Source organism: Capnocytophaga sp. HP1101 (assembly GCF_054772415.1).
Window position 1 is genome coordinate 1 of the sequence record NZ_BPUU01000006.1, and the last position, 19,295, is coordinate 19,295.

At 40.1% G+C, this 19,295-nt stretch carries 14 protein-coding genes; 8 read left to right on the forward strand and 6 right to left on the reverse strand.

The genetic code is table 11. The annotated features are described in order from the left end of the window. Positions 1–143: 143 nt before the first annotated feature. The 4 genes from RCZ04_RS04870 to purE are packed head-to-tail and all read right to left on the reverse strand — an operon-like array spanning position 144 to position 5,166. Positions 144–1,133 (reverse strand): aspartate-semialdehyde dehydrogenase, encoded by a 990-nt coding sequence (locus RCZ04_RS04870; protein WP_460484835.1) that lies wholly within the window; start codon positions 1,131–1,133, stop codon positions 144–146. A gap of 19 nt (positions 1,134–1,152) precedes the next feature. Next, positions 1,153–3,081 (reverse strand): PBP1 and LysM peptidoglycan-binding domain-containing protein, encoded by a 1,929-nt coding sequence (locus RCZ04_RS04875; RefSeq protein WP_460484836.1) that lies wholly within the window; start codon positions 3,079–3,081, stop codon positions 1,153–1,155. A 59-nt stretch (positions 3,082–3,140) separates the two neighbouring features. Further along, complete coding sequence (guaA, locus tag RCZ04_RS04880) at positions 3,141–4,688, reverse strand: glutamine-hydrolyzing GMP synthase (protein WP_460484837.1); 1,548 nt, start codon at positions 4,686–4,688, stop codon at positions 3,141–3,143. After that, complete coding sequence (gene purE, locus RCZ04_RS04885) at positions 4,681–5,166, reverse strand: 5-(carboxyamino)imidazole ribonucleotide mutase (RefSeq protein WP_460484838.1); 486 nt, start codon at positions 5,164–5,166, stop codon at positions 4,681–4,683. The genes guaA and purE overlap by 8 nt, the downstream gene beginning before the upstream one ends. Positions 5,167–6,406: 1,240 nt before the next feature. On the opposite strand from purE, the gene clpB reads away from it, so the two are divergent. The 8 genes from clpB (at position 6,407) to RCZ04_RS04925 (ending at position 16,982) form a co-directional block, all read left to right on the forward strand. Next, positions 6,407–9,007, forward strand: a complete 2,601-nt coding sequence (gene clpB / locus RCZ04_RS04890) for an ATP-dependent Clp protease ATP-binding subunit (RefSeq protein ID WP_460484839.1) — start codon at positions 6,407–6,409, stop codon at positions 9,005–9,007. 179 nt (positions 9,008–9,186) lie between these two features. Next, positions 9,187–11,082, forward strand: a complete 1,896-nt coding sequence (gene dnaK, locus RCZ04_RS04895) for an Hsp70 family protein (protein WP_460484840.1) — start codon at positions 9,187–9,189, stop codon at positions 11,080–11,082. Between the two features lie 598 nt (positions 11,083–11,680). Continuing rightward, complete coding sequence (locus RCZ04_RS04900) at positions 11,681–12,418, forward strand: DUF6261 family protein (RefSeq protein ID WP_460484841.1); 738 nt, start codon at positions 11,681–11,683, stop codon at positions 12,416–12,418. Between the two features lie 112 nt (positions 12,419–12,530). Further along, positions 12,531–13,538, forward strand: coding sequence for a DHH family phosphoesterase (locus RCZ04_RS04905; protein WP_460484842.1), 1,008 nt, complete (start codon positions 12,531–12,533; stop codon positions 13,536–13,538). A 6-nt stretch (positions 13,539–13,544) separates the two neighbouring features. Beyond that, complete coding sequence (gene gldI / locus RCZ04_RS04910) at positions 13,545–14,117, forward strand: FKBP-type peptidyl-prolyl cis-trans isomerase (RefSeq protein ID WP_460484843.1); 573 nt, start codon at positions 13,545–13,547, stop codon at positions 14,115–14,117. Positions 14,118–14,142: 25 nt separating this feature from the next. Next, entirely contained in the window at positions 14,143–15,273 is a 1,131-nt protein-coding gene (locus tag RCZ04_RS04915) for a peptidylprolyl isomerase (RefSeq protein WP_460484844.1), read from the forward strand. Between the two features lie 109 nt (positions 15,274–15,382). Further along, positions 15,383–15,892 (forward strand): plasmid pRiA4b ORF-3 family protein, encoded by a 510-nt coding sequence (locus RCZ04_RS04920; RefSeq protein ID WP_460484845.1) that lies wholly within the window; start codon positions 15,383–15,385, stop codon positions 15,890–15,892. A 31-nt stretch (positions 15,893–15,923) separates the two neighbouring features. Further along, positions 15,924–16,982: a nucleoid-associated protein gene (locus tag RCZ04_RS04925; RefSeq protein WP_460484846.1), complete on the forward strand. Its 1,059-nt coding sequence runs from the start codon at positions 15,924–15,926 to the stop codon at positions 16,980–16,982. A 79-nt stretch (positions 16,983–17,061) separates the two neighbouring features. Here RCZ04_RS04925 and RCZ04_RS04930 read toward each other — a convergent pair whose 3' ends face one another. Both RCZ04_RS04930 and murB read right to left on the reverse strand, forming a co-directional pair. Beyond that, complete coding sequence (locus RCZ04_RS04930; protein WP_460484847.1) at positions 17,062–18,066, reverse strand: aldose epimerase family protein; 1,005 nt, start codon at positions 18,064–18,066, stop codon at positions 17,062–17,064. A 228-nt stretch (positions 18,067–18,294) separates the two neighbouring features. Further along, a complete protein-coding gene (murB, locus tag RCZ04_RS04935) occupies positions 18,295–19,278 on the reverse strand; it encodes a UDP-N-acetylmuramate dehydrogenase (protein WP_460484848.1) in 984 nt (327 codons plus the stop codon). Positions 19,279–19,295 lie beyond the last annotated feature (17 nt).

Genomic DNA, 19,295 nt, shown 5'->3' on the forward strand with positions numbered 1-19,295 from the left:
GACTTTTTTTGAAAAAAGTTTTTACTATTTCAGTAAGTGTATGATTATAAGCTTTATAAACTTCTATAAATTTTGCCTTTTATTAATCAATGTAACACTTTTTTATATTCTCTAAGCATTAATACTTTTCAAATGCATCATTACTATAACAGTTTATGTGCGATGAGGTACTCAGCTATTTGTATGGTATTAGTGGCAGCTCCTTTCCGAAGGTTATCAGCTACTACCCACAAGTTAAGAGTATTGGGTTGCGACTCGTCACGACGGATACGCCCCACAAACACATCATCTTTGCCGTGAGCATACAGTGGCATTGGGTATGTATTTGTATCAGTGTTATCCTGCACCTTGATACCAGGCGATTGTGCCAAGAGCGCACGCACTTCATCAATATTAAAATCCTTTTTCAATTCTACGTTCACCGCTTCGCTATGTCCGCCCACTACTGGTATACGTACCGCTGTAGCTGTTACTGCTATACTATCGTCACGCAATATCTTCTTGGTTTCGCGCACAAGCTTCATCTCTTCTTTGGTGTAGCCATTGTCCTCGAACACATCACAATGCGGAATAGCATTACGGTGTATTTGGTAGTGATAAGCCATCTCACCTTTCTCACCTTTATACTCATTCTCTAACTGACGTACAGCTTTCACTCCCGTTCCCGTAATCGATTGATAGGTGGAGACTACCACACGCTTAATACCATACTTTTTTTGCAAAGGAGCTAAAGCTACAAGCATCTGTATAGTAGAACAATTAGGGTTTGCAATAATCTTATCGTCTTTAGTAAGTACATCGGCATTGATTTCAGGAATTACTAATTTCTTAGTGTCGTCCATACGCCAAGCTGATGAGTTATCTACCACTGTCGTCCCTACTTGGGCAAACTTAGGTGCCCACTCTTTAGAGACCGTAGCTCCTGCTGAAAAGAGGGCTACATCGGGTTTAAGTGATACAGCTTGTTGCAAGCCTATCACGGTGTATTCAGTTCCTTGAAAGGTGATTTTCTTCCCTACTGATTTCTCTGATGCTACCGGAATTAATTCGGTTACAGGAAATTTGTGTTCTGCAAGTACTTCTAACATTACGTTACCTACCATTCCGGTAACGCCTACTACTGCTACTCTCATTTTTAATTATCGTTTAGGTTTATTTTAATTCTTTTACTTCCATATTGTCATATTGCACAATATACACACCTTGGTTTTCATAGCCTCCTCCTTTATAAGCATTCTTTAAGTAGGCAAATTTATTCTCTAAATAAGAGGTTTCCCCTATACGAGTATTAGCACTGCTGAGATTACCCGATACTCCCAAACGCAATACAGCGTCCATAGTAAGGTCAAAACCGCGAATGGCATACTTATTAGGCAAAATACCATACGTTTTTAAATATCGCGTTGAAAAACTATCTGTACCATTAGAATATTTATTTACCGTAGGATATGTAAAACGCAAATCCGATAGCTGGTTGTTTGAAAGATTATTAGAATCAAATACCGAACCCCTATCCACAGTTGCTAACATTATCTTAGGAAAAGTGTTGTTCCTTTTAGATTTAAGTGCATTGTGCAACAAACGCACTGCCATCGATACATAACCTATATCACTCGATTGTAATAACACTACATTCTCTTTGTTGTAATTTAGCGCATTAACAAATCCATTAGCCGACATCTCGGTTACTACCTTAGCATTAGGGAACGAACGCTCTAACTTCTCACGTAAAGAAGTATTCTTGCTGTCCGCTAAAATAATCATATTCTCATCCGAATAGTTCTTGCTTAAATAATCAATCATTTGTGCTTGCAATACCTCATCATTTGGCAAGGTTTGGTACACATTAGGATTAAGTGTTATATTTTTGTTTGATAAAGGGGCTAATAATATCGTATTATTACTTGTAACCAATGACGCTAAAGCGTTAAACGATTTGGTAGTAAAAGGACCTATTACCACTTGTGAATTCTGTACCGAAGCGTTTGAGGCTACCTTCTTTAAGTCGCCTTCACTATCGTATACATTCACTTTAAACTTATATCCCATCTTTTGAAGAGAATCCAAAGCCATAAGAGCTCCCGAATAAAAATCGGTAGCTACGGGAGTTAGCTTGTTTTCAGTAAGTCGTGATTTTATAATAGCAATTTGCCCCGTACTGATATCCGAAAGCTTAAAAGGTAGTATATAAGATATCTCCTTCACATTAGTAGGTGAAGATGCTGAACGCAAGGTGTTGTTAGAATTTTGAAAGTTGTAATTTACCGTATTGGCTACTGAAGCACTTTTATAACGCTCGTAATTCTCTTTGGGTATCCATATTTGGGCATCGCTTTTCAAACCGTCTTTAAGAGTAGGATTTAGTTTCACAAGCTCAGCTTCCGATAAGCCAAACTTGCGCTCTAAGCTATAAAAACCTTCCCCTCTTTCCACAAGGTAAAGCACTACTTCTTTCTTAGTATTCGGGCGTGCAGGTGGCTCTGGTTCTGTACTATCAGCCGCTGCAGCAGGCACCCAAATTTCCTGCCCTTCTCTTATACTATTAGGGTTAAACCCTTTTTCATTTTTGTTCAGCCTTTCCAACTCCTCTACACTCACATTGTGATTTTTTGCAATGCGCCAAAGTGTTTCTTGAGGTTTTACTACATACTTCTTTTGTCCTTGTACACTTCTCTGTACCATTTCAGCTGTTTTGCTAAAGAGCGGAATAGTAATGCGCTCGCCCTCTTGCAATTCTCTTATATAAAGGTCTAAATTATATCGCTTTAAATCATCAATAGTGATGTTGTATTTTTGCGACAGACCAAAGAATGTCTCCCCCAACTTTACTAAGTGGGTTGTAAAACCTACAGGACGTTGGGTGTTATAATGCTTCACTTTGCTTACAGGGATATTAATAGTCATTCCCTTCTGTACCCCATCTTTAAGTCCTGGGTTAAGTTTTATGATGTCAGCAGGCGAAAAACGATAGGTCTTAGCTATATTTTCAATACTTTCATAGTTATTTGCCGTGTATGTTTGCGGTTGTGCATAAGCAATTCCCAAGCATAATAACAAGGCTAATGTTAAAATTCTTTTCATAATATTGTCTTATGATTTAATCTCTAATTCTTAATTGATAACTCTAAATTATTAACTCTCTACTCCCATTCTATGGTGGCAGGCGGTTTACTGCTGATGTCGTACACCACTCGGTTCACACCTTTCACCTTATTGATAATATCGTTGGATACTTTTTGTAGGAATTTATAAGGCAAGTCCACCCAATCTGCCGTCATACCGTCTATACTTTCCACAGCGCGTAAGGCTACCACACGTTCATAGGTACGTTCGTCTCCCATTACTCCCACACTGTTGATAGGCAGTAAAATAGCCCCCGCCTGCCACACTTTGTCGTATAGGTTGCTTTCTTTCAGTGCGTTAATAAATATAGCATCTACTTCTTGCAAAACGGCTACTTTCTCGGCAGTGATATCTCCCAAAATGCGAATCGCCAATCCAGGTCCAGGAAAAGGGTGTCTACCCAATAGTTCATCACTGATGCCCAAACTGCGTCCCACACGGCGCACTTCGTCTTTGAAGAGCATTCGCAAGGGTTCTACTACTTTCAGCTTCATATAGTCGGGCAAACCTCCTACATTGTGGTGTGATTTGATAGTCGCCGAAGGTCCCTTTACTGATAGTGATTCAATCACATCGGGGTAAATAGTGCCTTGTGCCAACCACTTCGCATCAGTAATTTTGTGTGCTTCATCGTCGAATACTTCAATGAATACACGCCCTATGGTCTTGCGTTTTTCTTCAGGGTCGGTTTTGCCGGCTAAGGCTGTCAAAAAACGCACCGAAGCATCAACTCCCTTCACATTCAGCCCCATACCTTCGTATTGTTTCAGTACGTTCTCAAATTCATTTTTGCGCAAAAGCCCGTTGTTTACAAATATACAGTGCAATTGCTTGCCAATCGCTTCATTGAGTAATACAGCTGCTACCGTTGAATCCACTCCTCCCGATAAGCCTAATATCACCTTCTCATCGCCCACTTGTGCTTTTAGCTGCGCTACCGTCATCTCTACAAAGTTGTCCGACGTCCAATTAGGAGTAAGTTTAGCTATTCTGAAAAGGAAGTTGGCTAATAAATTCATTCCGTCGACTGAGTGCGTAACTTCGGGGTGAAACTGAATGGCATAGGTCTCCTCACCTTCTATACGGTAAGCAGCATTCACTACATCAGGCGTACTCGCCAAACAAACTCCGCCTGTAGGCAGTTGTTTGATAGTGTCACTATGGCTCATCCACACTACACTCCCCTCTGCAATTCCTTCAAAAAGAGGCTCTTTAGGCTTAATATACGTAAGGTGAGCGCGCCCGTACTCTCGTATGTTCGAGGGGGCTACTTCGCCTCCACCAAAGTGCGCCAAGTACTGCGCTCCGTAGCATACCGCCAATAGGGGCATTTTGCCCTTCAGTGCCGATAGGTCAGGATGCAAGGCTTCTGCACTGCGCACCGAATAAGGCGAACCTGAGAGTATCACTGCCGAGAAGTCTTCTATGTTATCAGGCAAATGATTGTAGGGGTGCATTTCGCAATAAACATTCAATTCGCGCACACGGCGTGCAATAAGTTGCGTGTATTGCGAGCCAAAGTCTAATAATAAAAGGCGTGAGCCCTGAAAAGTATCTTTATTCATCGTTGAGAGTTGCTGCGGCAGTAAGCACCGCTTGTTTCAAACTTTCTTTATAATCAATCATTTTTTGTAAGAGCACAGCGTCGGCACTTGCCAATATTTGCACCGCCAATAAACCTGCATTCTTAGCAGCATTCAAAGCTACTGTAGCTACAGGCACGCCGTTAGGCATCTGCAAGATAGAGAGAATCGAGTCCCAACCGTCAATAGAGTTGCTACTCTTCACCGGTACTCCTATCACAGGCAAAGGCGACATCGAAGCGACCATACCAGGCAAATGCGCCGCACCTCCCGCTCCCGCAATAATTACCTGAATGCCTTTTTTATGCGCATTTTGGCTGAACTCCATCAGCTTTTCGGGCGTGCGGTGTGCCGATACAATATCTACTATTGTCTTGATACCAAAGTACTTGAGAATATCAATAGCATCTTGCATCACAGGCAAATCACTCTTGCTTCCCATTACCACAGCTACTTTCATTTTGTCTATATTTTGGTGCAAAGGTACAAAAAAATATCAATACACAACATAAAAGACTTTATATTTTGTTTCTTTGCATTTCCTCCACCCAGCTTCGCCATTCGTTATTTGTTCGTGTAGCTCGCACCATCTTAGGTTCGGCTTAGCTTTATCATCCCTTCATTGTCCCGTCCTAACAGTTTCCCCTTCCCGCCCCTAATCCCCCCCTTGAAGGGGGCTAAGGGGATGTTACCCCCCTCTCCGAGAGTAGTCTGCAATTACCAAGTAAGTGAATCAGGAGAAGGTTTTTGCCTTTTTTCTCTCGCTTTTTCGCCCCTAATTCCCCCCTTGAGGGGGGCTAGGGGGATGTTACCCCCCCTCCACGAGTATTGTCTGCGATAGCGAAGTAAGTAAATAGGGGGAGGTTTCCGTCGCATCTCCCCCTAATGCCTATTGCCTAATGCCTATTGCCTAATGCCTATTACCTCTTCCCTTTTCTTTCGCCTCGAAACCCTGTTTTTGGCATTTTTGGCATTGTTGTATTATGGTATTAATCAATTACTTATACACCCCTTGTATAACAATCGTCCAAGATTCGTATAAGCTTCCTATAAGCTTTGTATAAGCTAACCATACCCTTCTCACAGCCATCTTTTATCTTTTACCTAAAAAATCCCTTCTGAATTCCTCCGTTTCCTTCCGAAAGCTCTTACCCTCTGAGTTGTCCGACTCGTCTGAAATGTCCGACTCGTCCAAACAAGCCTAACCAATCTCCCCATTATCGCCCGTGCAACTTGCACCTGTCCGTGTGGCTCGTACTACCCTTCGTACTAAAACCTTGAACAAATAATTATCAGTATTATCGGTATTATCGGTATTATTGGCATTATCGGTATTATAACCTGCCACATTGTCATTATTTGTGTTCTTCTCACTAAACAACTATTTTAATCTGATAAACAATCTATTAATTACTCCTTTTTAAATTGGCACAAAAATACTTTTATTCAAAAAATCTTTTAAAACTGTCATTTTGTCAGTTAAAATCACTTGGCACAACTCTTGCCTTTCTCTCGCTGAAAATGTTAATTAACAATATGAATGAAAAGTTTAAAAAATAATTATTGCTGATATACAACATATTGTTATCTTTGCGTCGCATCTCCCCCTTTGGAGGGGGTTGGGGGAGGTTTATATTCAACAAGTCAATTCAACCCTTGATTCGCATTATAAATTGTTAATTGTTAATTGAAAGAAACTTATGAACTTTAATAACTTTACTATCAAAGCACAAGAAGCGGTGCAAACCGCTCAGCAACTCGCCCAACAGTATGGGCATCAGGAATTGCAAAACGAACACTTCTTCAAAGCTATAGAGCAAATTGATGAAAATGTATTGCCTTTCCTCTTTAAAAAATTGAACATTAACCGCGAGCAAGTAGATAAACAATTGGATGCTACTTTGCAGGCTTTTCCTAAAGTCAGCGGTGGCGATATGGGGCTCTCTCGCGAAGCAAACACTATGCTCAACGAAGCTGTGAATATCGCTAAAAAATGGAACGACGAATACGTATCATTAGAACATCTTATATTGGCGATCTTCAAATCCAATAGCAAAATCGCTCAAGCTCTCAAAGACCAAGGCGTGAGCGAAAAAGAGTTAGAGAAAGCCATTCAAGAATTGCGCAAAGGCGGACGTGTAACTTCTGCTTCTGCCGAAGATACTTACAACTCGCTCAACAAATACGCTAAAAACTTGAACCAGTTAGCCGATAGTGGTAAACTCGACCCTGTAATCGGTCGTGATGAGGAAATACGTCGTGTGTTGCAAATCCTCTCTCGCCGTACCAAAAACAACCCTATGCTGGTAGGTGAACCTGGGGTAGGTAAAACTGCTATTGCCGAAGGTTTAGCGCACCGTATCGTAAAAGGCGATGTACCTGAAAACTTGAAAGATAAGGTGATTTACTCATTGGATATGGGTGCCCTTATCGCGGGGGCTAAGTACAAAGGTGAGTTTGAAGAACGACTCAAATCGGTAGTGAAAGAGGTTACCTCTTCCGATGGTAACATCATTCTCTTCATCGATGAAATCCACACCCTTGTAGGAGCTGGTGGGGGAGAGGGCGCAATGGACGCTGCCAATATCTTGAAACCTGCTTTAGCGCGTGGTGAGCTCCGTGCCATTGGGGCTACTACCCTCGATGAGTACCAAAAATACTTTGAAAAAGACAAGGCACTCGAACGCCGTTTCCAAAAGGTAATGGTAGAAGAACCTGATACCGAAAGTGCGATTTCTATCTTGCGTGGTATCAAGGAAAAGTACGAAACTCACCACAAAGTGCGTATCAAAGATGAGGCGATTATCGCTGCCGTCGAACTTTCTGAACGCTATATCACCAATCGTTTTTTGCCCGATAAAGCAATCGACTTAATGGACGAAGCGGCTGCCAAACTCCGTATGGAAATCAATTCTAAACCTGAAGAGTTAGACGTACTCGACCGCAAGATTATGCAACTCGAAATTGAAATCGAGGCGATCAAACGTGAAAAAGATGAGGATAAACTCAAAATGCTCTACGTTGATTTGGCAAATCTTAAAGAAGACCGCAATGCGGTGAATGCTAAATGGCAAAGCGAAAAGAGCGTGATCGACGAGGTGCAAACGACTAAGGAAGCGATTGAAAAATACCGCTTGGAAGCTGATAGAGCTGAACGCGAAGGCGACTATGGTAAAGTAGCCGAATTGCGCTATGGCAAAATCAAAGAAGCGGAAGATAAATTGGTGGAATTGCAAAAGAATTTAGACAGCAAATCGCACGAAAATGCTCTTGTAAAAGAAGAGGTAACTGCTGAAGATATCGCTGAGGTAGTGGCTAAATGGACAGGCATTCCTGTAGCTAAAATGCTACAAGGTGAACGCGAAAAGCTCTTGAACTTGGAAAAAGAATTACACCATCGCGTGGTAGGTCAGGAAGAAGCTATTGAAGCGGTTTCTGATGCTATTCGCCGTAGTCGTGCGGGTTTGCAAGACCCTCGCCGTCCTATTGGTTCTTTCCTTTTCTTAGGAACAACTGGGGTAGGTAAAACCGAGTTAGCAAAAGCTCTTGCTGAATATTTATTCGACGATGAAAATGCGATGACGCGTATCGATATGAGCGAATACCAAGAGAAACACGCTGTGAGCCGTTTGGTAGGAGCGCCTCCAGGATACGTAGGATATGACGAAGGCGGTCAGCTTACCGAAGCAGTGCGTCGCCGTCCGTATTCTGTAATTCTCTTGGACGAAATCGAAAAAGCACACCCCGATACTTTCAACATCTTGTTGCAAGTGCTCGATGAAGGTCGTTTGACTGATAATAAAGGTCGTACCGCCGACTTTAAGAATACGATTATCATTATGACTTCCAATATGGGTAGCCATATCATTCAGGAAACGTTTGAAAAATATCCTAAGGATACCGAGCGTGCTATTGACGAATCGCGTGACGAGGTGTTACAACTCCTCAAACAAACTGTACGTCCTGAATTCTTGAATCGTATTGACGACATCATAATGTTCACCCCGCTTAATGCTAAGAATATCCGCAATATTGTCAAATTGCAATTGCAATCAGTATTCCGTATGGTAGCCAAAGAAGGCATCTTGCTCGATGCTACTGATGAAGCCATAGATTACTTAGCTCAAAAAGGTTTCGACCCACAATTTGGCGCTCGCCCTGTAAAACGTATCATTCAAAAAGAAGTGCTCAACAAGCTTTCCAAAGAAATCTTGAGTGGCACCGTACACCGCGATTCAGTCATCTTGTTAGACGCTTTTGACAATCAATTGGTATTTAGAAATCAGGAAACTGAAAAATAGGAATTAACAGATTGAGGGTAGAAGTGTCAGCTGTCAGTCACTGCAACTAACTTCTAACTCCTAATTTCTAAGTTCTAAAAATGACAATATGTCAGTTTTTAGCCCTTTGGCACAGTCATTGACTAATGACTTTTGAAATTAAAAAAAATGTTGAACTTAAAAAACGATAATAATTTAATATGAGTAAAATTATAGGTATAGACTTAGGAACCACAAACTCTTGTGTTTCTGTAATGGAAGGTAATGACCCCGTGGTTATTACTAATGCCGAAGGTAAACGCACAACCCCTTCAGTGGTAGCTTTTACCGAAGGTGGCGAAATAAAAGTAGGTGACGCTGCCAAACGTCAAGCAGTTACCAACCCTAAAAACACGATATATTCTATCAAACGTTTTATGGGTAACAAATTTTCTGAATTGGAAAAAGAAATCGCTCGTGTACCTTATAAAGTAGTACGTGGCGACAACGATACCCCTCGTGTGGATATTGACGGACGTTTGTATACCCCTCAAGAAATCTCGGCTATGGTGCTTCAAAAGATGAAGAAAACTGCCGAAGACTTCTTAGGACAACCCGTAACCAGTGCGGTAATCACCGTGCCTGCTTATTTTAATGACGCTCAGCGTCAAGCTACTAAAGAAGCAGGTGAAATTGCAGGCTTGAAAGTAGAACGTATTATCAACGAACCTACTGCTGCTGCCTTAGCTTATGGTTTGGATAAAGACCACAGCGACCACAAGATTGTAGTATTCGACTTTGGTGGTGGTACTCACGATGTGTCTATCTTGGAACTCGGCGATGGCGTGTTTGAAGTGCTTTCAACCGATGGTGATACTCACTTGGGTGGTGATGACGTAGACGAAAAAATCATCAACTGGTTGGCTGAAGAGTTTGAAAAAGAAGAACAAATCGACCTTCGTAAAGACCCTATGGCATTGCAACGCCTAAAAGAAGCCGCCGAGAAAGCTAAGATTGAACTTTCATCAACTACTGAAACCGAAATCAACTTGCCTTATATCACAGCAACTGCTACAGGTCCTAAACACTTAGTACGCAAGCTCTCTCGTGCTAAATTCGAGCAACTCATCGACGACCTCGTAAAACGCACGATCGAACCTTGCAAAAAAGCGTTGGAAAATGCTGGTTTGAGCGTAGGTGATATCAACGAAGTGATTTTAGTAGGTGGTTCTACTCGTATTCCTGCCGTACAAGAAGCTGTTGAAAAATTCTTTGGCAAGAAACCTAACAAGAGTGTAAACCCTGACGAAGTGGTAGCCATTGGTGCTGCTATTCAAGGTGGCGTACTCACCGGTGATGTGAAAGACGTATTGCTCTTGGACGTTACCCCTCTTTCTTTGGGTATCGAAACTATGGGCGGTGTGATGACTAAACTCATCGAAGCAAACACTACCATTCCTACCAAGAAATCGCAAGTGTTCTCAACTGCTGCCGACAATCAACCAAGTGTGGAAATTCACGTATTGCAAGGTGAACGCCCAATGGCACAAGATAACAAAACTATCGGTCGTTTTCACTTAGATAACATTCCGCCTGCACCACGTGGTGTGCCACAAATTGAGGTAACTTTCGATATCGATGCCAATGGTATCATCAACGTATCGGCAACCGATAAGGGTACAGGTAAATCTCACAATATCCGTATAGAAGCCTCTTCAGGACTTTCTAAAGAAGATATTGAAAAGATGAAACGCGAAGCTGAAGCCAATGCCGAAGCCGATAAACAAGCAAAAGAAAAAGCCGATAAGCTCAACGAAGCTGATGCGATGATATTCCAAACTGAAAAACAACTCAAAGAGTTTGGCGATAAAATCCCAGCCGATAAGAAAGGAGCTATTGAGAGTGCCCTCGGTGAACTCAAAACTGCTTTCGAGAACAAAGAACTCAGCAATATTGAATCTGCCCTTAGCAAAATCAATACTGCTTGGCAACAAGCCTCTGAGGACATCTACAAAGCACAACAAGGTGGTGGCACAACTGAGCAACCTAACACAGGAGGAGCTCAAGATGTAAACACCGATAATGTACAAGACGTAGATTTCGAAGAAGTAAAATAAGCTGAGAGCCTCCGCAGGCAATAATAACAGCCCCATCTAATAATTATTAGGTGGGGTTTTTATATGGCTTTCGCAGAAAAATCAATATCAAATATTTTTATATGTGTAATGTTTTAATAATTCTGTAATAATCCTCTCCCCCACTCTGTTTCTCCTTATCATCAACTGCTCTTTGTCTGTTACACCAGCGGAACGGGTTGCTATCAACTGATAATTGTTCGTTACATCAGCGGAACAGCTTGCTATCAATTGATAATTGTGTGTTACACCAGCGGAACAGACTGCTATCAACTGATAACTGTCCGTTACATCAGCGGAACAGACTGCTATCAACTGATAACTGTCCATTACATTAGTGGAACAGATTGCTATCAACTAATAATTGTCTGTTACATCAATGGAACGGGTTGCTATCAACTGATAATGTCTCGTCACACTATAGGGGTCGTTATCAATTGATGATTACTCATCATCGCTAAGAGGTCGTCATCAAAAAATATTCATTAAAAAAGAAAATTATTTTTTTGTCATTAAAAATTAATTACTACCTTTGTCGGGCAAATTAATCATTTCTTTTCAATTTTAAAATTTTCCAGATATGAAAACATTAAGAACAAATGCTCGCATTACTGAGGTTGCCGATACCGGCGCTCGACTTTCAATTCTCTTTAGCAGAGAAACCGCTCTGGCTAAAGATGTTATCCTTAAACCACTTTTTGCTGAAATAGAAACGCTTACTCAGCAACTTTCGGAAGCTATTAAAAGTGACCGTACGCTCTCTGAACTCGATGCCATCGATACACAGCGCGATGAGCTTATCCGCCGAGTGAGCAAAATATTACAAGGTTATGCCGCTTCGCCAATCGAAGCTTTACAAAGCTCAGGAAGCAAGCTCAACGCTGTTTTTGAAAAATATGGCGTGAGCATCGCCCGTGAAAATTATGCGGTAGAGTCCGCTCATATCGAATCGTTTTTAAAAGATTTTGCCGACCCTGCTCTTGCTACCGATATTAGTGCCCTAACAGGTGTAGCTGAAATAATTACAATGCTTACTAACACCCAAAAAGATTTTAACGACCACCGCGTAACATATGAACAGGCTTTAGCTCAAAGAAGTTCTAAGCTTAAAACTGGCGAACTGAAAAAACTTCTTTTACTACGCATCAACCACTCGTTATTGCCTTATCTCACAACGCTAAAGAGCCTTAATAATGCGCCTTATTTGCATTTCATCGAAGGAGTAAACCAAACCATTATAAGCACCAACAGTGCCATTGCTGCGCGAAGCAAAAAATCAACTCATACCCCCTCCCCTACCGATAAACCTCAGGTATAACTTCTGATGAAAATAGTAAAGTTGATTTGTGAAAAGTAGTCTTTCTACCATTAGCAAAAAAACTTTTCTATTTTTTTTAATAATTGAAAATAATGTTGTACTTTCGCACCCTATGAATATATATGATATAGAAAGCGTTAAACTACTGCTTGAAAAACAGCTGAAAATAAGTATTATTCCTCACAAAAGTCCTGACGGAGATGCCATCGGGAGCTGCTTAGGTTTATATTTATATTTGAAACAAATGCAACAAGATGTAACGGTGGTATCGCCTAATGATTTCCCCGATTATTTAAAATGGTTGCCCTCAGCCGATGAGATTCTCATCTATGACAATGCCCCCGAAAAGGCAAAAAAACAGATAGAAGACTCTAAGCTTATCTTTACACTCGATTTCAATTCGCTCAAACGCACTGATGGACTCACACCTTTATTAGAAAGCTCAACAGCGACTTTTGTGATGATTGACCATCATCAAGCACCTGAGGCTTATGCCAAAGTAACTTTCTCTAACCCCAATGCCAGCTCTACTTGTGCTATGATTTATTCGTTTATTGATGCAATGGGCGATAAAAACCAAATAGATAGAGAAATTGCGACTTGCCTCTACACAGGAATAATGACTGATACGGGGAATTTTAAATACCCCACCACTACCAGCAATACGCTAAAAATAGCTGCTTTCCTTATTGAGAAAGGAGCTAAAAACAGTCAGATTAATAGCAATGTGTTCGATAATAATTCGTATAACAAATTGCAATTGCTGAGTGTAGCCCTAAAGAATATGGTGTATTTAAAAGAGTACGACACGGCTTTCACAACACTTAGTTCCGAAGAATTACAGCAGTATGATTGCCAAAAAGGAGATACCGACGGTTTTGTGAACTATGGGCTTACCATTAAAGACACTAAGTTGGCAGTAATCTTCATTCAAGAAGGTAACTTTATAAAAATGTCGTTGCGTTCCAAAGGTAATAACGATGTAAACTTGTTTGCGCGGAAATGTTTTAACGGCGGGGGGCATATCAATGCGGCAGGAGGTAGATTTGATGGCACAATGGAAGAAGCCGTAACTTTTTTTAAGCAAGTTTTGCCAGATTTTATCCACAAGAATATTTAAAATACAATGAATACACTCAAAAAAATAGCAATAATGATGGTTGCTGGCATAGTTCTCATAAGTTGTGCCGACCGACAAGCACGCCACCCTGTAACCAAAAAAACGAGTACCTTTTTAAAGGAATCGGCTAAGAAAAACAAAGCGTTACTAGCTTCAGAAGAAGCGCTTATCGATTCTATTATCAAAAAAGATACGCTCCACACCTTTGTAGATTCACAACACGGTTTTAAATTCTATTACTTAAACCAAAATCCTAATGCCGATTACACAGCGCAGTTTGGTGATATTGTGACTTATGATTACAGCCTTTCGGATTTGCAAGGCAACGAGCTTTACCAAGAAAACCCCAATGGCGAATACAAGTATAACGTAGATAAGGAAGAAGTATTTCAAGGATTGCGTTCAGCATTAAAATTGCTGAAAGAGAAAGAAAGTGGTGTTTTCTTTTTCCCATCGAGCGTAGCCTATGGTTATCGCGGTGATAAAGATAAGATAACTTTCAATCAGCCTATTATTGCCAAGATAGAGGTGTTTAAGATTGAAAAGAACAAAGAAAAGATAGAACCACGACCTGAATAAGTAGAAATTTTAATTAATTTTATATATGAGACGACTCAATTTTATCGCATTGCTTTGTGCAATGTTTGTATTTTTCAGTTGCAATTCGCAAAAGAAAGCCTATAAAGATTTAGGCGATGGCTTATTTGCCGATATTGAAACTACTCAAGGGAATATTATTGTAAAACTCAACTACAAAGAAACTCCTGTAACAGTAGCTAACTTTGTTACTTTGGCTGAGGGTAAAAACACTTTCGTTAAAGCTGAATACAAAGGTAAACCATTTTACAACGGAACTATTTTCCACCGAGTAATCAAAGATTTTATGATACAAGGCGGTGACCCCACAGGCACCGGAATGGGTGAACCTGGTTACCGATTTGAAGATGAGATTGTGCCCACTTTAAAGCACGATAAAAAAGGAATCTTATCAATGGCAAACGCAGGACCAGCTACCAATGGCAGTCAGTTTTTTATTACCCAAGTGCCTACACCTCATTTAGATGGTCGTCACACTGTATTCGGCGAAACGGTGAAAGGTTTAGAAGTAATAGATGCTATTGCCAACACTAAAACTGTGATGAATGACAAGCCTGAAAAGGATATCAAAATCAATAAGATTACTATTATTGCCAATGGTAAAGATGCTAAAAGTTTCAATGCTGTAAAAGTTTTTGAAGATTACTTCAAGGAAATTAACAAAAGAGAACGAGAAAGAGAGGCTAAAACCAAAGCCGCTGCAGCTAAGTTCTTAGAAGAAGTAAAAACTCAAGAACCACAAGCTAAAGCACTTCCTTCAGGAGTAAAAATCTTTAAGTTAGTTGATGGCAAAGGCAAACAACCTAATCACACACATCAAGTAATGGTAAACTATGCAGGTTATTTGAAAGACGGAACCCTTTTCGATTCTAACGTAAAAGAAATTGAAGAGACTTATGGCAAATACAACCCTACACGTGAACAACAAGGAGGATATGAAGCCTTCCCGATGCCTTACAACACTTCTGCGCAACTTATACCAGGCTTCAGAGATGCTTTGCTTACAATGAAAGTAGGTGATAAAATACGCGTATTTATTCCTGCTGCTTTAGGATATGGCGAAAGAGGTGCTGGCGATGTGATTCCACCTAACAGCGACCTTATTTTTGACATTGAGATTACTGATATAGCTAAATAAAATATAAAAAATAAGGATATATAAACTTTGTCAAAGTCTCTAACAGCCTGTCGTGCTACGACCTTTGACAAAGTTTTTTTACTAACAACTAATAACTAACAACTAAAAAATGGTATACAAGTTCAGAGTGATACTCGACGTTAAAGAAGACGTTTTTAGAGATATTATCATTCAAGGAGAAGCTACTTTAGAGGATTTACACAATGTGATTAACCAATCATTTGGCTTTGCTGGCGACGAAATGGCCTCTTTTTATCTTACCGATGAGGATTGGAATCAGGGAGAAGAAATTACTCTTTTTGATATGTCAGAAAGCGGTGAAATACGTTTGATGGAAGAGACAACTATTGAATCGGTAGTAAGTGAAGAAGAACCTAAACTGTTGTATGTATACGACTTTATGTCGATGTGGACGTTCTTCGTAGAATTAGTAGAGATTGATGAGGAAGAACCTGGTGCTTCTTACCCTGCCTTGATACACGCTCACGGTTCTATTCCTGCTGAAGCTCCTGAGAAATCATTCGTAGCTGATGATTATGATGAGTTTGAAGATGAGTTCAATGATTTTGACCTTGATGAAGACGATTACGGCAGTTTTAATGAAGAAGAATACTATTAACCTATTATAAGCTAATAGATAACAAATAACTATGCTAAATTTATATACAACAAATATTGAAACACTTTCTATTCACCGAGTAGGGAACTTAAGTAAAGGAGAACCTTTGTTTCTTTCAGAAAGACCTTATGCACTTAACGATGAGATTATAGGGCTTTTGAAAGAATACTTCTTTAAGCCTTTCCGTGAAAAAGAAGAAAACTACTTTCACTTTGTGCACGATGCCGATGTAGAGTTTAACGAGCTTTACCAAATGGTAACTTCTATTTTTGAGGACGAAAGCACCATTCACGAGCAATCTAAGAAAATTGCACAACATTTGTACAACCAATCTAATCACCCGCATATTAAAAGTGGGGAAGTGTATGTTGCCCTTTTGCACGACAGTTATTTAGATAATGAGAAGGTGAAAGCAGTAGGTATCTTCAAATCGGAGGTGAAGAACAGCTTTTTGCAGTTTGAAGAACAAGAAAATCAATTGGAAATACTTATCCAAGAGGGTGTGAATATTCACCGATTGGACAAGGGTTGTATTATCTTCAATGTAAATAAGGATGACGGTTATAAAATCCTCTCTATTGATAGCAACCGTTACGATACTAAGTATTGGTTAGAGAACTTTTTGGATGTAGACGCCTTAGTTGATGATAACTTCTATACCAAAAAGTATTTGAAGTTCAGTCAAGATTTTGCCAAAGATGTTATCTTGCCTGCTGAGGACAAGAAAGAAGAAGTGCTCTTTATGAACCGTGCGATTAACTACTTCGCTAAGAACGATGATTTTGAAGAAACTTCGTTTATGAATGAAGTGTTTGAAAATCCTGAATTGATACCAGAGTTTAAGCACTACAAAGTAGAGAAAGGTCCTAAGTACCAAATAGAAGATGTATCAACCTTCCCTATTGCAAATAAAGCTGTGACGAACGTACGAAAGAAAATTAAAAACGTGATTGATTTGGATACTAATATCCAGATACGTATGGACTTTATCAACCCTGAATCGGCTGATAAGTACATAGAGAAAGGTTGGGACGAAGAGAAACAAATGTATTACTATTTGGTATACTTCAATAAAGAACAAAAAAGCTAAGTTTTAAAGGTTAAGCAATAAAAAAAAGAGTCCGATGATATATCGGACTCTTTTTTTATTCTTTTAATCTTGCCTATCTCTATGAAAGAGGTAAAAACTTAAATTCAGTAAAGAAGTTATATTCTTCTTGAGGTCTTAACACTACACTATCAAACTGTGGGTGTTTAGTAGCATCGGCATAACCTTGTGCCTCAAAACAAATACCCCTACTCTGTCCTATCGTTTTGCGATGAGGTGGTTGCAACTCAGGTAAATAATATCCTGCATAGATGTGCAACACAGGGTGATTGGTGCGCACTTCCATTGCTAACGTTCTTTCTCCGTTAGTAAGTGTAGCCATTACCTCTTCTGGGGCTATCTCACGTACAAACGAGTTATCGGTATGAGGGTATATCTTTTGTCCTTTTCGGTAATCTAAGGGAGTACCTGCTACGGGAGGGCGTTCACCTGTGGGGGTGAAAAAGCCTTCTTCTAACGGCACATACTTATCAGCTTTTATTTGCAAGGTATTATTTAGCACATCGGTATTGCTTTCATTGAGGTTAAAATAAGTGTGCTGAGTGAGATTTAAGATAGTAGGTGCATCAGTCGTGCCGTGATAATCAATGCGCAAACGGTTATCGGAAGTAAGGGTATAGGTTACACGCACCGTTACTTCACCTGGGTAGCCCTCTTCACCATCTTTACTGATGTATTGCAAGGTTACTGAAGGATTATCGCCTTTGTGATGTGCTACCACGTCCCAAAAGACACTATCAAAGCCTACTGAGCCTCCGTGTATTTGGTTTTCTCCTAAGTTGCGGTGCAATTGTACTTCCTTACCATCAATAATAGCTTTTCCGTACTTTATACGCCCTGCATTACGCCCTATAATCGCTCCAAGGTACGGATATTCCTTGCGGTAAGCATCGCTTACATATTCTTCGAATGTATCGAAACCTAATACACATTCTACTTTCTTGCCCTTTACAGGCACTTTAATAGAGCTAATCACACCCCCAAAGTTAAGTACGGTTACTTCCATTCCCTCTTTGTTCTGAAGGATAATTGTTTGTAATTTTTCTTTGTGATATTCTTTTTTCATCATTAATTAATTTTAGAATTGAGTTATTTATAAACCTCCCCCTATTCACTTACACTCCGCTATCGCAGTGCAAATACCCAGCTGTGAGCCCTCGCTGACTATCTTCAAAGGGGGAATACCTCCCCCTGCCCCCTCAAAGAGGGGGAATTAGAGAAGGTCATCACAACTCCACTATAAACCATATATTATCGTTTTTTAACCCTTGATTCATATTGTAAAACTATATCATTAAAATATATTCACTTCAAACTCTAAGTTTATCTTAAACTTTTCTTGCACTTGAGTTTTTACATAATTAGCTACGGCTAAAATTTCTTCACCTGTAGCTTTACCGTAATTTACTAATACCAATGCTTGATGTTTGTGCACTCCTGCATCTCCTTTTCGGTAACCTTTTAGCCCTGAGCGGTCTATAAGCCAACCTGCTGGCACTTTCACTTCGGTTTCATTCACTGGATAACAAGGGATTTCAGGGTATTGCTGTTGTAACTTTTGGTAATCAGTTTTTAGAACGATTGGGTTTTTAAAGAAACTACCACAGTTCCCTAATTCATTAGGATTAGGCAATTTACTTTCGCGAATGCTAATAATTACATCGGACAGCTGTTCAGGGGTAGGATTGGTAATACCTCGCTCTGAAAGTACTTGTTGAATAGCCCCGTATTGGGTGTGCAATTGATGGTTCTGTTTGGTGAGTTTAAAAGTAACTGAAGTAATGATATACTTACCTTTCTCTTTCCCTTTAAAAATGGACTCTCGGTAAGCAAAAGCACACTGAGCATTCGTAAATATGCGTTTTTGCAGTGTATGAATATCAATAGCTTCACAACTTTCCATCACATCTTTTATTTCGACTCCATAAGCCCCTATGTTCTGTACGGGAGTAGTGCCTACATTGCCGTAGATGAGTGAAAGATTTTCAAGTCCGCCATAGCCTTGTTGCAGCGTATAGCGCACAAACTGATGCCAATTCTCTCCGGCTTGGGCTTTAAGCCATATGCATTCATCAGTCTCTTTCACAGTGCTAATGCCTTTGAGCAAGATGTGAAAGACGGGTTGTGTAATGTTTTTGGTGAGCAACATATTGCTACCACCTCCTAAGACGAACGGATTGTGATATTCTTGTAACGCTTTGATAAGTTCTTCTTCGGTATGGATAGGAATATATTTTTCAGCTTGGACTTTTAGGTTAAAAGTATTGGGTATTTGCATAACTTAGGGTGTACTTA